Origin of the sequence: Burkholderia sp. IMCC1007, from assembly GCF_027257875.1 — a bacterium.
Classification (GTDB): domain Bacteria; phylum Pseudomonadota; class Gammaproteobacteria; order Burkholderiales; family Burkholderiaceae; genus Burkholderia.
On record NZ_JAPVQY010000075.1, the window covers coordinates 1 to 17060 of the forward strand.

Here is a 17060-nt window from a genome sequence, read left to right on the forward strand (position 1 = left end):
TGGTCGGCCGCGCGTTCGCCGCGCCGCCCGCCGCCGGCGCCGAACCCGCGACCCCGCGAACGGCCGCCCCGCGAACGGCCGCCCAGCGCACGGGCGCCCCATTCGAAGTGACCTACAGCGACGCCGAATGGCGTCGCCGCCTGACGCCTGCCCAATACACGATACTGCGCGACGCCGGCACCGAGCCGCCGTACAGCAGCCCGCTGAACGACGAGCACCGCCACGGCACGTTCGCGTGCGCCGGCTGCGGCCTCGCGCTGTTCTCGTCGGGCACCAAGTTCGACAGCCATACCGGCTGGCCGAGCTTCTGGAAACCGCTCGACCACGCGGTCGCGACCGAAGTCGATACGTCGTTCGGGATGGCCCGCACCGAAGTGCACTGCCGCCGCTGCGGCGGCCATCTCGGCCACGTGTTCGACGACGGCCCGCCGCCCACCGGGCTGCGCTACTGCATGAACGGGCTCGCGCTCGTGTTCCACCCGGCCGCCGCCTGAGCGGCGGCCGCCTTCCTGAACGACCGGAGACCGCTCCATGCTGCTCATCGTCCTCGCCTATCTCGGCGGCGTGCTCACGATCCTGAGCCCGTGCATCCTGCCCGTGCTGCCGTTCGTGTTCGCGCGCGCCGACCAGCCGTTCGTGCGTACCGGACTGCCGCTGCTCGTCGGCATGGCGCTCACGTTCACCGTCGTCGCCACGCTCGCCGCCATCGGCGGCGGCTGGGTCGCGCAGGCCAACCAGGCCGGCCGCTGGCTCGCCATCGCGCTGCTCGCGGTGTTCGGCCTGACGCTGCTGCTGCCGCGCGTGGCCGACCACCTGACGCGCCCGCTCGTCGCGGCAGGCAACCGGCTCACCGGCTTCGCGCAGCGCGACGGCCGCGCGGCCGGCCCCGTGTCGTCGCTGCTGCTCGGTGTCGCCACCGGCCTGCTGTGGGCGCCGTGCGCCGGCCCGATCCTGGGACTCGTGCTGACCGGCGCCGCGCTGCGCGGCGCGAGCGTCGGCACGACGGTGCTGCTCGTCGCGTATGCGGCCGGCGCGGCGACGTCGCTCGGCATCGCGCTCCTGATCGGCGGCAAGGTGTTCGCCGCGATGAAGCGCTCGCTCGGCGCCGGCGAATGGATCCGGCGCGGAATCGGCGCGGCGCTGCTGGCCGGCGTCGCGGCGATCGCGCTCGGCCTCGATACGGGTGCGCTGGCACAGTTGTCGACGGTCACGACCGGCGGGCTGGAGACGAAGCTCGTCGATCGGCTCGGCGGCCACTCGAACGGCACGCCGGCGGCAATGGCTGCGGCCGGCAATACCAGCAACGCCGGCAGCACCGGCAGCACGGGCAGCCCCAGCGCCAGCGGCGCCGCAGCGAACGGCGCGATGATGGCCGCAACGTCCAACGACGCACCGGCCGCAGGCGGCGCGATGGCCGGCAGCGCGATGATGCGCGCGGCCGACACGACACCCGCGGCGCATGCACCGGCCGCGTTGCCCGTCGAAGGCACGCTGCCGTCGCTCGACGGCGCCGTGCAGTGGCTGAATTCGCCGCCGCTGACGGCGGCCGGCCTGCGCGGCAAGGTCGTGCTCGTCGATTTCTGGACGTACTCGTGCATCAACTGCCTGCGCACGCTGCCGTACACGACCGCCTGGGCGCGCAAATATGCGCCGTACGGGCTCGTCGCGATCGGCGTGCACGCGCCGGAGTTCGCGTTCGAGCGCGACCTCGGCAACGTGAAGAAGGCCGTGCACGACCTCGGCATCGACTACCCGGTCGCGATCGACAACCGCTATGCGATCTGGCGCGCATTCGGCAACGAATACTGGCCCGCGCACTACTTCATCGACGCGCAAGGGCGGATCCGCCATCACCACTTCGGCGAAGGCGAATACGCGCAGTCGGAACGCGCGATCCAGTCGCTGCTCGCGGAAGCCGGCCACCCCGACGCGCTGAACGTGCCGCTGGGCGTCGCCGGCGCGCCGGCGAAGGGCGCGCTCGCGGCAGCCGACAGCGCGGACGTGCGCTCGCCAGAAACCTACGTCGGCTATGCGCGCGCCGAAGACTTCACGTCGCCGGGCGGCGTCGTGCGCGACGCGACGCACCGCTACGACGCGCCCGCGCACCCCGAGCTGAACGACTGGGGCCTCGCCGGCGCGTGGCAGGTGGGCGCCGAGCGCGCGACGCTCGCCGCGCCGGCCGGAAAGATCGTCTACCGCTTCCACGCGCGCGACCTGCACCTCGTGCTCGGCCCGGGCGCGAACGGCAAGCCGGTGCGCTTTCGCGTGACGCTCGACGGCGCGGCGCCCGGCGCCGCCCACGGCACCGACGTCGACGCGCAGGGGTACGGCACCGTCACGGGGCAGCGTCTGTACCAGCTCGTCCGGCAGACCGGCGCGATCGCCGATCGCACGTTCTCGATCGAGTTTCTCGATCCCGGTGTCGATGCGTATGCGTTCACGTTCGGTTGAGCACGCGCGCCGCCTGATCACCATCTTCCGTCCCGTATTCCTGAGGAGCAAACAATGATCCCGACATCCATTCGCGACTGCCCGCCTCGGCGGCGGGCCGTCGTGCTGCGCCGCATCGGCGCGATTGCCGTCGCGGCCGCGGCCGTGTTCGGCTACCAGCGCGTGGTCAGTTCCGCGGAACCGATGCATGCGGTGCCCGCGCCGACGCTCGACGAAACCCCGGGCGCGGCGCACGAGGAAACGGCGGTGCTGGCTGGCGGCTGCTTCTGGGGCGTGCAGGGCGTGTTCGAGCACGTGAAGGGCGTGAAGCAGGTCACGGCCGGCTACGCGGGCGGCGCCGCCGAAACCGCGCACTACGCGCTGGTGGGCACCGGACTCACGGGCCATGCGGAATCGGTACGCATCGTGTACGACCCGACGCAGATCACGTACGGCCGGCTGCTGCAGGTGTTCTTCTCGGTCGCGCACGACCCGACCGAGCTCAACCGGCAAGGCCCCGACGACGGCACGCAATACCGGTCGGCGATCTTTCCGACCACGGCGCAGCAGCGCGCCGTCGCGACCGCGTACATCGCGCAGCTCGGCGCCGCACACGCATTCGCGGCGCCCGTCGTCACGCGCGTCGAAGCGTACAAGGGCTTCTATCCGGCCGAGGCGTATCACCAGAACTACCTCGAACTGCATCCCGACGCGCCGTACATCGCGTTCAACGACCTGCCGAAGGTCGCAGGACTGAAGCAGCACTTCCCGGCGCTGTACCGCGCCGATGCGGTGCTGTGGCGCGACGCGCGGATGTGACGGAGTGCCGAGCGTGCGGCGCGGCGCGAACACCGCGCGCCGCCGCCCTGGTTTGCGCTGCATCACGGAAACCCGCGCCGCGCCGACCGGGCAAACCCGCATCGCACCAGCTTCGCGTGCCAACTTCGCGTAGACTGCTTGAGATTCGCGCCGCGTCCCGCGGCGCTCGAAACCCAGTCCAGCCAGGAGGCGTACGCATGCGCGCAGTGCCTTTGTCTGACAGCGGCACCCTTGAACAACCGTCCACCGGCACGGTCGTGCGCGACCTGCGCCGCGTGCCCATCCACCCCGATCACTGGTATCCGCTCGCGTGGTCGCGCGAACTCAAGCGCGGCAAGACGCTCGGCGTGCACTTCGCCGGCGACCCGATCGTGCTCGTGCGCACCGAATCCGGCGCCGTGTATGCGCTCGAAGACCGTTGTGCGCACCGCCAGGTGCCGTTGCATGCAGGCGTCGTCACCGGCGAAACGCTGCGGTGCTGCTACCACGGCTGGACCTACGCGTGCGACAGCGGCCGCTGCGTCGACGTCCCGTATCTCGGCCGCGATCGCCTGCCCAACGGCGTGCGCGCGTATCCGTGCCGCGAAGCGCACGGGCTGATCTTCGTCTTCCCCGGCGACGCGACGCTCGCCGACGCGCGCCCGTTCCCCGCGCTCGAATCGGCGGACAACCCCGCATACAAGACTCGCCGTTTCGGCCGCGAGGTCAAGTGCCACTACTCGTTCATGCACGAGAACCTGATGGACATGAACCATCAGTTCCTGCATCGCAAGCAGATGGGCCAGATGCGCGCGCGCAGCGTCGGCCGCCGCCGCGGCGACGACTGGGTCGAGGTCGACTACACGTTCTCGCGGATGGAGGGCAAGCAGCCGGTCGGCGAGGCACTCGTGTTCGGTTCGAGCAAGAAGCCCGGCGACCAGGCCGACAAGAGCGTGATGACGGTCCGCACCGGCTACCCGTATCAGACGCTGCAGATCCGCTCGAGCGAAGGCACGCTCGTGATGGATCTGTGGATCGTCTACGTGCCGCTCGACGCGGCGCAGCGCACCAACCGCACGTTCGGGCTGCTGTCGATCCACAAGCCGGGCATTCCGTTCGCGCTCGATCTCGCGTGGCCGCTGCTCGTCTGGTTCACCGAGCGGATCTTCCGCGAGGATCGCTGGATCGTCGAGCGCGAGCAGGAAGCGCACGACCGGCAGGGCGCCGACTGGAACCACGAGGTGTTTCCGGTCATCAACGAACTGCGCGACCTGCTGCGCGAATGCGGCGCGCGCACGGTGATCCCGATCCACCCGGCAGGCGCGGGCGACGCTCGCTAGCCACCGCGGCGAACGCGCCCGCCCGGCGGCCGGTCAACCGGCGCGTTCGACCGGGTGCGGCTCGCGCAGCCGGTTCGCGATGCGGGCGGCCTCGTAGTAGCCGGCAGCAGGCGGCCGCTTCAGATAGCGGCCCGCACCGCGCTGCGCGCGCAGCTCGCCGTCGGCCCACGCGAGCGCGCCGCGCGTGAGCGTGTGCGTCGCGACGCCCTGCACCGTCATCCCTTCGAACACGTTGAAGTCGACCTGCTGGCGATGGGTCTTCGCCGAGATCGTCTTCGTCGCGGCCGGATCCCACACCACCAGATCGGCGTCGGCGCCGACCTGCACGGCCCCCTTGCGCGGATACAGGTTGAAGATCTGCGCGGCATTGGTCGACGTGATCCGCACGAACTCGTTCGGCGTGATGCGGCCGTGGTTCACGCCGTGATGCCACAGCACCGACATGCGGTCCTCGACGCCGCCGCAGCCGTTCGGGATCTTCGTGAAGTCCTCGCGGCCCATCGCCTTCTGCGATGCGCAGAACACGCAGTGATCGGTCGCCGTCGTATGCAGCTGCCCCGCCTGCAGCCCGCGCCACAGTGCCTCGCGGTGCTCGGCCGAGCGGAACGGCGGGCTCATCACGTGCGCGGCCGCGCGCGTCCAGTCCGGGTCGCGATACACCGCCTCGTCGACCACCAGATGGCCCGGCAGCACCTCGCCGAACACGCGCAGCCCTTCGCTGCGCGCGCGCGTGATCACGTCGACCGCATCCTTCGCCGACACGTGCACGATGTACACGGGCACGCCGAGCACCTGGGCGATGCGAATCGCGCGGTTCGCGGCCTCGCCCTCGACCTCCGGCGGCCGCGACAGCGGATGCGCCTCCGGCCCCGTCATCCCGCGCGCGAGCAGCGCCTTTTGCAGCTGGAACACGAGCTCGCCGTTCTCCGCGTGCACGGTCGGCAGCGCGCCGAGTTCCAGCGAACGCGTGAAGCTGTTCACGAGGACCTCGTCGTCGGCCATGATCGCGTTCTTGTACGCCATGAAGTGCTTGAAGCTCGACACGCCGTGCTCGCGCACGAGCGTGCCCATGTCGCGATGCACCGATTCGTCCCACCACGTGACGGCCACATGGAAGCCGTAGTCCGCCGCCGCCTTCTCGGCCCAGCCGCGCCACTCGTGGAACGCGGCCATCAGCGACTGCTTCGGGCTCGGGATCACGAAGTCGATGATGCTCGTCGTGCCGCCCGACAGGCCGGCTGCCGTACCCGAATAGAAATCGTCGCTCGCGCGCGTGCCCATGAACGGCAGTTCCATATGCGTATGCGGATCGATGCCGCCCGGCATCACGTACTGGTCGTGCGCGTCGACCACCGTCGCACCGGCCGGCGCGTCGATCTTCTCGGCGATCTGCAGGATCGTGCCGCCGTCCTGCGGGTCGGCACACAGGACGTCCGCACGATAGGTTCGGTCTGCATCGACCACGGTGCCGCCACGAATCAGGATTGCCATTTGGTTGCCTCCTCGTTGACTGTCGGGTGCCGCATGCGGCGCTGATGCCGGATGTGCCCGCGCATCGGGCGCATCGGGTACATCGGCTGCATCAGGCGGTCGCGATCTGCGCGCGCTGTCCGCCGCGCCACTTCATCCAGATGCCGTACACGCCGGACGCCAGTACGAGGCCGACGAACCACGCATACGTGTAAAGCGTGTTGAAGAACGCCGGCACGTTCGCGAACGATGCCGGAAATGCCGTGTGCAGGAAGCCGGGCAGGTTCGGCAGCACGCCGATCGCCAGCGCGACCAGCGCGGCCGGGTTCCAGCCGCGCGTGTAGCTGAAGTCGCCGCGCTCGTCGAACAGCGCGCGCGTATCGAGCCGCGTGCCGCGAATCAGGAAGTAGTCGACCATCAGGATCCCCGCGACCGGCCCGAGCAGCGCCGAATACCCGACGAGCCAGGTGAAGATGTAGCCGTCGGTCGTCGCGAGGATCTTCCACGGCATCATCACGATCGCGATCGTCGCAGTGATCATCCCGCCCGCGCGGTACGAAATTGCCTTCGGCCACAGGCTCGAGAAGTCGTACGCGGGGCCGACCAGGTTCGCCGCGAGGTTGCAGCACATCGTGTCGAGCGTGAGGATTACCAGCGCGATACCGACGCCGATGCCGGTCATCCGGCTCGTCAGGTCGATCGGGTCCCAGATCGCGTTGCCGTAGATCACCACGGTGGCCGACGTCACGACGACCGACACCACCGACAGCAGCGCCATCGGCACCGGCAGCCCGATCGACTGCCCGATGATCTGGTCGCGCTGCGAATGCGCGAAGCGCGTGAAGTCGGGGATATTCAGCGCGAGCGTCGCCCAGAAGCCGACCATCGCGGTCAGGCCCGGCCAGAACGTCGCCCAGAAGAGCCCCGCCTTCTTGCCGCCCGCCGCGAACTGCGACGGCGCCGACAGCATCGAGCCGACGCCGCCCGCGTGCGACGTCGCCCACCACACGAGCGCGATGCACATCACGACCTTGATCGGCGCGGACCAGCTTTCGAGCCAGCGGATCGAATCGGTGCCGTGCAGGATGAAGTAGATCTGCAGCGCCCAGAACACGAGGAAGCACGCGAGCTGCCCGAGCGAAATGCCGACGATCGGCAGCGCGGCGCCGTGCAGTGCGTTGCCGGTCAGGATGTTCAGCAGCGTATAGATCGCGCTGCCGCCGAGCCAGGTCTGGATCCCGTACCAGCCGCATGCGACGATCGCGCGCAACATCGCGGGCAGCTTCGCGCCCTGCGTGCCGAACGACGCGCGCACGAGCACCGCATACGGAATCCCGTGCTTCGCGCCCGCATGGCCGATCAGCAGCATCGGCACGAGCACGATCAGGTTGCCGAGCAACACGGTCAGCACCGCCTGCCACGGCGACATGCCTTCCTGGATCAGCCCGGCCGCGAGCATGTACGACGCAATGTTCATCACCATCCCGACCCACAGCGCCGCGAAGTGATACCACCGCCACGTGCGCTGCGCCGCCGTCGTCGGCGCGAGGTCGTCGTTGTACAGGCTGCCGGCCGGCGCCGCGGCGCTGTCGGCATCGGCGGGAATCGCTGCTGGTTTCATTGAAGGCGCTCCACGTAAACGTCAGCGCCGGCATCGCACGATGCCGGCCGAACAGAACAAAAGCAGCGGCGCGGACCATCCCGCGCCGCCGGCCGCCGGTCAGGCCGCCTTCGCGTGCTTCTCCGGTTGCGCGGGGCTTGCGCCCGCATCGACGCGCGCCGGGTTGTTCGGATGCGTGGTCCAGTTCGCGTAGTCGCCCGCGTCGACCCGCTCCATCGTGATGCATTGCTCGACCGGACACACATGCATGCAAAGATTGCACCCGACGCATTCCGAATCGACCACTTCGAAGTGCCGCACGCCGTCCTTCGTCGCCGTGATCGCCTGGTGCGACGTGTCCTCGCATGCGATATGGCACAGCCCGCACTGGATGCAGCGGTCCTGGTCGATGCGCGCCTTGATGTCGTACTTCAGGTTCAGGTATTTCCAGTCGGTGACGTTCGGCACCGCGCGGCCGCGGATGTCGTCGAGCGTCGCGTAGCCCTTCTCGTCCATCCAGTTCGACAAGCCGTCGGCGAGATCCGACACGATCCGGAAGCCGTAATGCATCGCGGCGGTGCAAACCTGCACGCTGCCGGCACCCAGCACCATGAATTCGGCCGCGTCGCGCCACGACGAAATCCCGCCGATCCCGGAGATCGGCAGGTTCGGCGTTTCCGGATCGCGCGCGATCTCCGCGACCATGTTCAGCGCGATCGGCTTCACCGCCGGGCCGCAGTAGCCGCCGTGCGTGCCCTTGCCGTCGACCGTCGGCATCGGCGCCATCTGGTCGAGGTCCACCGCGACGATCGAGTTGATCGTGTTGATCAGCGACACGCCGTCCGCGCCGCCCTTGTACGCGGCGCGCGAGCCCATCCGGATATCGCTGATGTTCGGCGTGAGCTTCACGAGGCACGGCAGCTTCGTGCCTTCCTTGACCCAGCGCGTGACCATCTCGACGTATTCCGGCATCTGCCCGACGGCCGAGCCCATTCCGCGCTCGCTCATCCCGTGCGGACAGCCGAAGTTCAGCTCGACCGCATCGGCGCCCGTATCCTCGACGAGCGGCAGGATCCACTTCCAGTCGCGCTCGTTGCACGGCACCATCAGCGACACGATCAGCGCGCGGTCCGGCCAGTCGCGCTTCACCTGCGCGATCTCCTTCAGGTTCACGTCGAGCGGACGGTCGGTGATCAGCTCGATGTTGTTCAGCCCCGCGATCCGCTGCCCGTTCCACTGCACTGCGCCATAGCGCGAGCTGACGTTGACGACGTGCGGATCGAGCCCGAGCGTCTTCCACACGACGCCGCCCCAGCCGGCCTCGAACGCGCGGTTGACGTTGTACGCCTTGTCGGTCGGCGGCGCGGACGCGAGCCAGAACGGATTCGGCGAAGTGATGCCTGCGATGGTGCAGCGAAGGTCGGCCATGTTCGGCTCCGTGAGAATGGGGACGTTTATCGTGATGCGTGCCGCGTGCGTGGCGTGCGCGGTGCGTATGCCGCGCTCACGCGGCCTTGGCGTCGCGCTGCGCGAGCGCCGCATCGATCGCGGCGGCCGCGCGCTTGCCGTCCTGCACGGCCTGCACCGTCAGATCGATGCCACCCGTCGCCGCGCAGTCGCCGCCGGCCCATACGTCGGGCAACGCCGTGCGTCCGTCGGCATCGACCGCGATGCGCGTGCCGTCCGCCGTCAGCAACGCGGCGGCGACGCCGTCCGGCACCAGCGTCTGGCCGATCGCCTTCAGCACCATGTCCGCGTCGACGGTGAAGCGCTCGCCGGACGCCGCCTCGAATTCGACGCCCGTCACGCGCCCGTCCGCGCCCGCGATACGCACCGGCTTCGCATGCGTGACGAGCGTGACGCCGCATTTCTGCGCGAACTCGCGTTCGGCCCAGGTCGCGCTCATCGCGTCCACGCCGCGGCGATACACCATCGTCACGCGCTCCGCACCGAGCTTGCGGCTCTGCACGGACGCGTCGATCGCGGTATTGCCGCCGCCGATCACGACCACGCGCCGCCCGACCGGCACGTTCTCCAGCGCGTCGGCCTGCCGCGCCTGCTCGATGAAATCGACCGCGTTCATCACGCCGGCCAGTTGCTCGCCGTCGATCGCGAGCGAGCGCACGCCGCCCAGGCCCATCGCGAGAAACACCGCGTCATGCCGCTCGCGCAGCGCGTCGAGCGTCACGTCGCGGCCGAGTGCGACGCCGGTCTCCAGCGTGATGCCGCCGACCGACAGCAGCCAGTCGACTTCGCGCTGCGCAAAGTCGTCGACGGTCTTGTACGCGGCGATCCCGTATTCGTTCAAGCCGCCCGCCTTCGGCCGCGCGTCGAACAGCGTGACACGATGGCCGGCAAGCGCGAGCCGGTGCGCGCATGCAAGCCCGGCAGGCCCCGCACCAACCACGGCGACCTGCCGCCCCGTATCGGGTGCGCGCGTGAAGCGCACCGCGCCGGATTCCATCGCCCAGTCGGTCGCGTGCCGCTGCAGCGCGCCGATCGCCACCGGCTGCGCATCCTGGTGATTGCGCACGCATGCGCCTTCGCACAGGATCTCGGTCGGGCATACGCGCGCGCACATCCCGCCGAGCGGATTCGCGGACAGGATGTCCATCGCCGCGCCCTTCAGGTTGCCGTTGCCGATCTTGCGGATGAAGCTCGGGATGTCGATCTGCGTCGGGCACGCCTGCACGCACGGCGCGTCGTAGCAGTAGTGGCAGCGGCTGGCCGCGGCCGCCGCGGCAGTCGGATCGAGCAGCGGCGCGATATCGGCGAATTCGCACGAGAGTTGCGTGGACGACAGGCGATGCGCGGCGATATCGCCGGTTGGCTTGGTGGTCATACACGTTCCTTCGACTGGGTGGAGACAAAGCCGTCCCGCCGGCTGCGGATGCACAGTCGGGGCGGTTGTTCTTAGGAATGCTACGGTCCGGTGCCGGGCAGCCTTCCGGCTGCGTTACGTGTGATGCGTCATGAAGCCGGCTCGCATGCGCGCGACAGCATCGCGTGCAGCAGCACGTTCGCGCCAGCCTCGATCCATGCAGGCGTCGCGTCCTCGATCTCGTTGTGGCTGATGCCGTCCACGCACGGCACGAACACCATCGACGTCGGCGCGACCTGCGCCAGATAGCACGCGTCGTGGCCCGCGCCCGACACGATGTCGCGATGCGAGTAGCCGAAGCGGTCGGCCGCGGCGCGCACGGCCGCCACGCAGGCCGGATCGAACGCGACAGGCTCGTAGTAGAAAATCTGCTCGAGTTCGGTCTCGAGCCCGATGTCGGCCGCGATGCGCGCGACGCCGTCGCGCAGCGCGGCGTCCATCTGCGCTAGCACGGCGTCGTCCGGATGCCGGAAATCGACGGTGAAGAACACGCGGCCCGGGATCACGTTGCGCGAGTTCGGGTGAATCTGCATCATGCCGACCGTCGCGCAGCCGAACGGCGCGTGATCGAGACCGATCCGGTTCACGAGATCGACCACGCGCGACGCGCCGAGCAGCGCATCGCGGCGGCGCGGCATCGGCGTCGGGCCCGCATGCGCTTCCTGCCCGGTGAACGTGATCTCGTACCAGCGCTGCCCCTGCGCGTCGGTCACGACGCCGATCGTCTTGCACTCCGCTTCGAGAATCGGCCCCTGCTCGATATGCAGCTCGAACGCCGCGTGCAGCTTGCGCCCGCCGCACGGCACATCGCCCGCGTAGCCGATGCGTGCGAGTTCGTCGCCGATCGTCTTGCCGTCGACGTCCTTGCGCGACAGGCCGTATTCGAGCGAGAACACGCCCGCGAACACGCCCGAGGCGACCATCGCCGGCGCGAAGCGCGACCCTTCCTCGTTGGTCCAGATCACGACCTCGATCGGGTGCTCCGTCTCGATGCCGCGATCGTTCAGACTGCGAATCACCTCGAGGCCGCCCAGCACGCCGTAGATGCCGTCGAAACGGCCACCCGTCGGCTGCGAGTCCGCGTGCGAGCCGGTGACGACGGGCGCCGCATCGGCCACGCGGCCCGCGCGGCGCATGAACACGTTGCCCATCGTATCGACCGTCACCGTGCAGCCGGCGGCCTTCGCCCAGCCGACGATCAGGTCGCGCCCGGCCTTGTCGAGATCGGTCAGCGCGAGGCGGCACACACCGCCCTTCGGCGTCGCGCCGATCTTCGCGACCTCCATCAGGCTGTCCCACAACCGCTTGCCGTCGACCTTGATCGACGTGTCGAATGCTGCCCGTTTCACTGTTTCCGATACCGTGTCCATTCGTATCGCTCCTGTGGGGTCGTCATGTCGTCATCCCGGTCGATGCCGGTGCGCGCATTGCTTGCGTCGGTGCAAACCCGCACACGCAACGTGCATGTGCGCATCGTGCGCGCAATTCGTCCGATCAAGCGGCGGAAACATTGGCACTCCGTTCCGTCACGCGTCAAATCCTGTCCGATTGGACAGGTTTTAGACGATCAAAATGTGCAATGCAATGTCTTTCTTTCGTGAGCTTCACCGAGCGAGAAACGTGCCACCGCGTCGCAGCATTGCGCGCACTGCAGCGACGCGAGCACGTGCGTTCAACGCAAGCGAGCGGCTAGAATGAAGCCCAACGCGGCATCCACGCCGCGCGAGGGCAACGATGAGACATGACGAAGCGGGCGCCGAGGCGACCGGCACCGACGACGCGCGCGCGCCTTTGCGGCGACGCAAGGCACACATCCGCGAGTCCAACGAAGCGCATTTGCTGGCCTGTGCGGAAGCCGTATTCGCGGAGCGCGGGCTCGACGGCGCGAGCACCGCAATGATCGCCGAGCGTGCGGGCCTGCCGAAGGCGAACCTGCATTACTACTTCCCGACCAAGCTCGCGCTGTACCGCCGCGTGCTCGAAGACCTGTTCGAAGACTGGCACCACGCGGCCGGATCGTTCGACGCCGGCGACGATCCGGTGGAGGCGATCAGCAGCTACGTGCGCGCAAAGATGGATCTGTCGCGGCGGCGCCCGCTTGGCTCGAAGGTGTGGGCCAACGAGATCATCCACGGTGCGACGCACATGCAGGACATCCTGTCGGAGCGCGTGAAGCCGTGGTTCGACGAGCGTGTGTCAGTGGTCGAAGGCTGGATCGCGCGCGGCTTGCTCGCGCCGATCGATGCGCACGCGCTGCTGTACCTGGTGTGGGCGACCACGCAGCACTATGCGGATTTCGATGCGCAGATCCGCGCGCTGAGCGGCAAGCGTGCATTCACGCAGAAGGGGTTCGACGAGAAGACGGAGCAAGTCGTGCAACTCGTGATCCGTGCATGCGGGGCGGTATCGTCGGACGCAAAGCGGTAGGTATCGACACGTCCGCATGCGCCGCGTGGCAATCCGGTTCAGCGCTCGGCCGACACATGCATCTTCGCAGGCCGGACGGCTTCAGAACGGAACCATCTCCAGGAAGTGGCTGCTGGACCAATCGGATTCGTTGTCGACGACCTCGAGCGACGCATCCGGGATCTCGGGCTCCAGCTCCAGTTGCAACGCGAGCCGGCTGCCCGTCGCCGGCTCGCCCTGCTCCAGCACGACGATGCCCCTGTTCGGATGCAGGCCGGCTTTGGCGGCCTGCTCCGAAGGTCGCTGACCGGCATGTTCGACACTGCCCAACGCAACGGGCCTGCCGTCCAGGCTCGCATCGCCGGCCACCACGGAAAGAACGCCCCGCAGGCCGAACCGGAACGCGCTGTGATCCAGCGCATCGCCGCGCAGGAAAATCGCCATGCGCACCGGCACCTTGCAGACGACGTTCACGGAAACCAGGCGTTTTCCCAACGAGCGTCCTCGGGGCGATGCGGGTTGCCCCAGAACCGACTGCCGATACTGAGCGCCGTAGTCCAACTGCGCAGGCACCGTATGCAGCTGGCAATTTTCCGCCGCTGTATCCGCGACCGCCGCGCCGGCGATACTCAATCCCGCGCACATTGCCCATGCACGCCATCTACAAACAATCTGCTTTCCTAACATATCTTCTCTTTAGTCCAGGGCCTCATTGGAGCGTGCAACGGGCATCGGCGCTTTCGAACAGGACGCCAGGACCGGCTCGCTCGGGCAACTCATACTGCAACCGGCACTCCCTGCCGTCCGGCAACGCCACGGTCAACGCGTCCGTGCCGGCTCCGTCGTTGAGAAAGACCTGCCCCTGCTCGAGCACCGTGCCGACATACTTCTGACGACCGTCCAGCACATAGGCGCCGGAAGGCAACGGATTACCCTCCGAGTCGCGCGCATTCAGCATCACCCGGCGCACACGGGTCAGTTCGAAGTCGATCCGGTTCACCGACCCGCGCCCGGGGTCGACCTGATGGAAGCCATTGCCGATGTCGACGTTGCGCGGCAAGGTGCTGGTCATCACCTCCACACGATTGCTGCTGTACGCGGACAGACGCGGCACCACGGCACGCCCCCAGCGGTCCGTCCATACCGGCCCCTGCGGGGTGTTGATTTTCACGTTCGACACACCCGATGCCGACACGATGCCGAACGTGTCCTGTACCGGGTACGGCGAAAGCGTCACCCCGTTGGCATGCAGCACCACGCCGCCCGATGCCCCGCCGTAATACGAGCGGGCACGATTGCCCGTATCGGAAAAACCCAGGTTGACCTGGGCGATGCGCGACATCGCGGCCGCCTGGCCCGACACGGCGTTGCTCCGGTCTCGCGTGTTGCGCTCCGCGTTCAGCGAGTAGTTCAGACGATCGCCAACCCGTTCGCTGTAGTTGGCGCCGAAGCGCGTATAACCGCTCGTGTTGCTCGCATAGCTGCGGACGCTGCGCTTGCCGAACGGGATGCTCAGCGACACGTAATAGGTGTTGTCGGGCCTGTCGTAAGCTCTGCTGCCGTAATACCGGGCGTCCCGTCGAGGGCTGAGGTCGCGCTCCACGTTCAGCGACACGGTGCCGAAGCGAAAGCTCTTTCCCCAGGAAAAATTCAGCCGCTGGGTGCGCTCGCCGTTCTGTTGATTGGAGAATGCGTAGCCGAACGTCACACCGCCCAGCCTGGCATCGGACCAGGCCAGCGCCGCGGTATGCCGGCTCCGAAAGCGCGACGCAGCAAACCCGGGCTGGCCCGCATCGACGGTGAAGTCGTCCAGCGTGCGGTAGCCATTGCTCTGATACGCACTGCTGAAGCTCATGGTGAGGTTCTCGTGCAGGCCACCGAAAATGCCCGAGACCTCGATCTGCGTGCCCGACTTCATGGCCTGCAGCGACGCACGCTGCTGCAACTTGATACTGCTCGACCGCGACACGCGCATATCGACGCCCCAACTCGCGGCTTGGTATCCGGGAGCGAACAGCGCGGCGGCACCGACGTTGCCGCGCTTGCCGAGCGCCCAGTTACCGCTCGCGCTCGCCACCCAGGGATTGCGGGCCTTGTTGCCGTCGAGATTGCGACTCTTGCCGAACGCGAACGCGTAGCCCTGCCGCTGCCCGAGGGCCCCCGCGCTGATCGACGCGGCGGGCACGATGAAGCTGCGCCGCGCGCCGTCGGATTCGATGACGGTCACCTCCAGGTCGTTGCTGTTGTTGAGCAGCGGCAAGTCCGTGAGCGCGAAGGGGCCGACCGGCACGACCGTCGTATAGATCAACCCGCCCGCCTGGCGCACCTCGACGCGTGCTTGCGATTGCGCCACGCCTTCGACCATGACGATGTTTCGCTCCTGCTTGCTCAGCGCGGCATCGGGAAACACCTGGATGCCGGTCAACGGCGCGCCGGTCAGCACGGAGTTGGCGATGTTGATCTGTCCGGCCTGCAGCGTGGCGCCCCAGCGCACCCAGGTTCGCTGGCCGTACGCGTATAGGTGTCTACTTTGGAATCCTGTATTGTCCTGACGTTGCGAATAGGCGCGGCTACGCAGGATCCAGTCGCCGGCATTCACGCCGAGTTCGGAATTGAGCGACAGGAAGTTCGAGCCCGGCATGCCGCTCGCTTCGCTGCGCATCGTCATCAATTCGTAGTTGAACAGCGCCGCATTGCCGCCCCGGCTGTAGCCGGAGAAGTCGGCCGAGGCGAGACGAAGTGCCGTGGTCGGCACCACGAGCCGCACTTCTTCGCGTCCCGGCTTGAGCGTCACGTCCGTGCCGGGGAATGCCCGCGCGAAGTCGTAGCAGGTGTCGGGGCCGGAATTGCCGTCCATTGCATACTTTGTGTCCGGCACCACCAGGCCGGCTGCGTCCAGAAAAGCCTGGTCGAAGCACGGTGCGCCGTCCTCGTCGAAGCGCGTGTTGATCCGCCCTCGCCGAATGTCGTTGACGTAGACGACAACGCGGCTGCGACCGGGCCGATAACGCGGCGCGGCGCGGAAATAATCGGCGATCTGCGGATCGAGCCCGCGCTGCTGCAGGATGCTCGTGTCGAAGTTGAACGCCGCATCGACGGGCGCCGGATCCGACGTGGTCTGTGCGGCCGTCGCTTGCGCGGCGGATGCCGCGTCAGGCGGCGTGGCCGCCTGCGCGTGCGCCCGCGGCGGATAGGCGCCGGCCAGCAACATCAACAGCGATGCGGCCGTGCCGTTGCGATACACGTTCGATTCGCGTTGGCGCCGCACTCGGCGCATGGCACGCTCGCGCCGCATTACGGTTGCGTCGCGGCGTTGACGAGCGGGGCGTCGTAGGTGTCGACCTCGTAGCCGTAGATCGTCGCGGGCGACAGCTTGACGCCGGTTGCCCGCGCACCGGCCCCCTTCGGCAACGCGACTTCCACGGTGCTTTCGGGCAGCACATAGGTCTTGCCCAGATCCACGGCGGTCTTCTCCGGCAGGAGTTGCACGCCTTGCCCCAGACGCACCACATACGGGCTGTCGTTGCGCACGCGCAGCTTGCCGTCCGCGACCGACCACTGCAGCAGCGTCCAGGGCGACGTGTGCTTCGCGAGCGTGGCGGGATGCACGATCAGCGGCAGGTTCTGGCGGATCGTCATGCTGATGCGCGCCTTCCCGTCCGGGCCTTTGGGCGGTATGCCCTCGAACGTCACGCGCTTGAGCCGCTGCACTTTCAGCGGCGCCGGGCTCTGCAGCAGGAAACGCACCAGCTGGGTGTCCTGACCTTCCACCCGGCTCACCGGCGGCACCGCCACGACCAGCAATTCCTGATCTTCCGGTGTGTTCTGTATGGTCGTATGCAGCAGCAGCGGAATCGACTCCGTGTTCTTCACGTTCATGGTGGCTTCGCCGTCTGCTTCGTTCAGGATCACCACGGAAGATTCGGGGAGAACGCCCGAAGCCTGGGCAATGGTCGGCACGCTCAGGAGGAGCGGCAGTCCCACCGTCAGAACGATCTTCGTCAATGCGTGCCGGCACGACGACAAAGACTCGAGATGGGACGATAAACATACAGCACGTCTAAACATGATTAGCAATACGACTTAAATTTATCTGACGGAAAAGAATGCCCATTACGCACGGGTGGTGAGGAAA

Annotated in this window: 13 protein-coding genes; 5 read left to right on the forward strand and 8 right to left on the reverse strand. The window is 68.0% G+C overall.

From position 1 onward, the window contains the following. The 4 genes from msrB to O1Q03_RS36025 form a co-directional block, all read left to right on the forward strand. Positions 1-494, forward strand: a 494-nt coding sequence (gene msrB, locus O1Q03_RS36010) for a peptide-methionine (R)-S-oxide reductase MsrB (RefSeq protein WP_269510036.1), incomplete at its 5' end; no start/stop codon positions are given. Positions 495-531: 37 nt separating this feature from the next. Further along, complete coding sequence (locus O1Q03_RS36015; RefSeq protein ID WP_269510039.1) at positions 532-2451, forward strand: cytochrome c biogenesis protein DipZ; 1920 nt, start codon at positions 532-534, stop codon at positions 2449-2451. Positions 2452-2505: 54 nt separating this feature from the next. After that, a complete protein-coding gene (gene msrA, locus O1Q03_RS36020) occupies positions 2506-3249 on the forward strand; it encodes a peptide-methionine (S)-S-oxide reductase MsrA (protein WP_269510042.1) in 744 nt (247 codons plus the stop codon). 197 nt (positions 3250-3446) lie between these two features. Further along, entirely contained in the window at positions 3447-4568 is a 1122-nt protein-coding gene (locus O1Q03_RS36025) for an aromatic ring-hydroxylating oxygenase subunit alpha (RefSeq protein WP_269510045.1), read from the forward strand. A 33-nt stretch (positions 4569-4601) separates the two neighbouring features. Here the strand turns inward: O1Q03_RS36025 and hydA are convergent, their stop codons facing one another. The 5 genes from hydA to O1Q03_RS36050 all read right to left on the reverse strand — a co-directional run bounded on the left by hydA (position 4602) and on the right by O1Q03_RS36050 (position 11889). After that, positions 4602-6059 (reverse strand): dihydropyrimidinase, encoded by a 1458-nt coding sequence (gene hydA / locus O1Q03_RS36030; protein ID WP_269510048.1) that lies wholly within the window; start codon positions 6057-6059, stop codon positions 4602-4604. A 91-nt stretch (positions 6060-6150) separates the two neighbouring features. After that, entirely contained in the window at positions 6151-7659 is a 1509-nt protein-coding gene (locus tag O1Q03_RS36035; RefSeq protein WP_269510051.1) for an NCS1 family nucleobase:cation symporter-1, read from the reverse strand. A gap of 99 nt (positions 7660-7758) precedes the next feature. Next, positions 7759-9066: an NAD-dependent dihydropyrimidine dehydrogenase subunit PreA gene (gene preA, locus O1Q03_RS36040; RefSeq protein WP_269510055.1), complete on the reverse strand. Its 1308-nt coding sequence runs from the start codon at positions 9064-9066 to the stop codon at positions 7759-7761. Positions 9067-9142: 76 nt separating this feature from the next. Then, positions 9143-10480, reverse strand: coding sequence for an NAD(P)-dependent oxidoreductase (locus tag O1Q03_RS36045; protein ID WP_269510058.1), 1338 nt, complete (start codon positions 10478-10480; stop codon positions 9143-9145). Between the two features lie 128 nt (positions 10481-10608). Continuing rightward, the gene (locus tag O1Q03_RS36050; RefSeq protein ID WP_269510061.1) at positions 10609-11889 is read right to left on the reverse strand and encodes a Zn-dependent hydrolase; all 1281 of its coding nucleotides are present in this window, start codon (positions 11887-11889) and stop codon (positions 10609-10611) included. A gap of 364 nt (positions 11890-12253) precedes the next feature. Here O1Q03_RS36050 and O1Q03_RS36055 point away from each other — a divergent pair, with 364 nt between their 5' ends. Further along, positions 12254-12946: a TetR/AcrR family transcriptional regulator gene (locus O1Q03_RS36055; RefSeq protein ID WP_269510064.1), complete on the forward strand. Its 693-nt coding sequence runs from the start codon at positions 12254-12256 to the stop codon at positions 12944-12946. A gap of 81 nt (positions 12947-13027) precedes the next feature. On the opposite strand, the gene O1Q03_RS36060 is transcribed toward O1Q03_RS36055, so the two are convergent. From O1Q03_RS36060 to O1Q03_RS36070, 3 genes are read right to left on the reverse strand one after another with little or no spacing between them, the layout of a single operon-like run. Continuing rightward, positions 13028-13612, reverse strand: coding sequence for a hypothetical protein (locus tag O1Q03_RS36060; protein WP_269510067.1), 585 nt, complete (start codon positions 13610-13612; stop codon positions 13028-13030). Between the two features lie 22 nt (positions 13613-13634). Then, entirely contained in the window at positions 13635-16169 is a 2535-nt protein-coding gene (locus O1Q03_RS36065; protein WP_269510070.1) for a fimbria/pilus outer membrane usher protein, read from the reverse strand. A 50-nt stretch (positions 16170-16219) separates the two neighbouring features. Next, the gene (locus O1Q03_RS36070; protein ID WP_269510073.1) at positions 16220-16930 is read right to left on the reverse strand and encodes a fimbria/pilus chaperone family protein; all 711 of its coding nucleotides are present in this window, start codon (positions 16928-16930) and stop codon (positions 16220-16222) included. Positions 16931-17060: the final 130 nt, after the last annotated feature.

Coding starts and splice junctions, on each gene's coding strand:
- O1Q03_RS36035 (WP_269510051.1), bottom strand. CDS start 7,659: ATGAAACCAGCAGCGATTCCCGCCGATGCCGACAGCGCCGCGGCGCCG.
- O1Q03_RS36025 (WP_269510045.1), top strand. CDS start 3,447: ATGCGCGCAGTGCCTTTGTCTGACAGCGGCACCCTTGAACAACCGTCC.
- O1Q03_RS36015 (WP_269510039.1), top strand. CDS start 532: ATGCTGCTCATCGTCCTCGCCTATCTCGGCGGCGTGCTCACGATCCTG.
- O1Q03_RS36060 (WP_269510067.1), bottom strand. CDS start 13,612: ATGTTAGGAAAGCAGATTGTTTGTAGATGGCGTGCATGGGCAATGTGC.
- O1Q03_RS36050 (WP_269510061.1), bottom strand. CDS start 11,889: ATGGACACGGTATCGGAAACAGTGAAACGGGCAGCATTCGACACGTCG.
- hydA (WP_269510048.1), bottom strand. CDS start 6,059: ATGGCAATCCTGATTCGTGGCGGCACCGTGGTCGATGCAGACCGAACC.
- O1Q03_RS36045 (WP_269510058.1), bottom strand. CDS start 10,480: ATGACCACCAAGCCAACCGGCGATATCGCCGCGCATCGCCTGTCGTCC.
- msrA (WP_269510042.1), top strand. CDS start 2,506: ATGATCCCGACATCCATTCGCGACTGCCCGCCTCGGCGGCGGGCCGTC.
- O1Q03_RS36055 (WP_269510064.1), top strand. CDS start 12,254: ATGAGACATGACGAAGCGGGCGCCGAGGCGACCGGCACCGACGACGCG.
- preA (WP_269510055.1), bottom strand. CDS start 9,066: ATGGCCGACCTTCGCTGCACCATCGCAGGCATCACTTCGCCGAATCCG.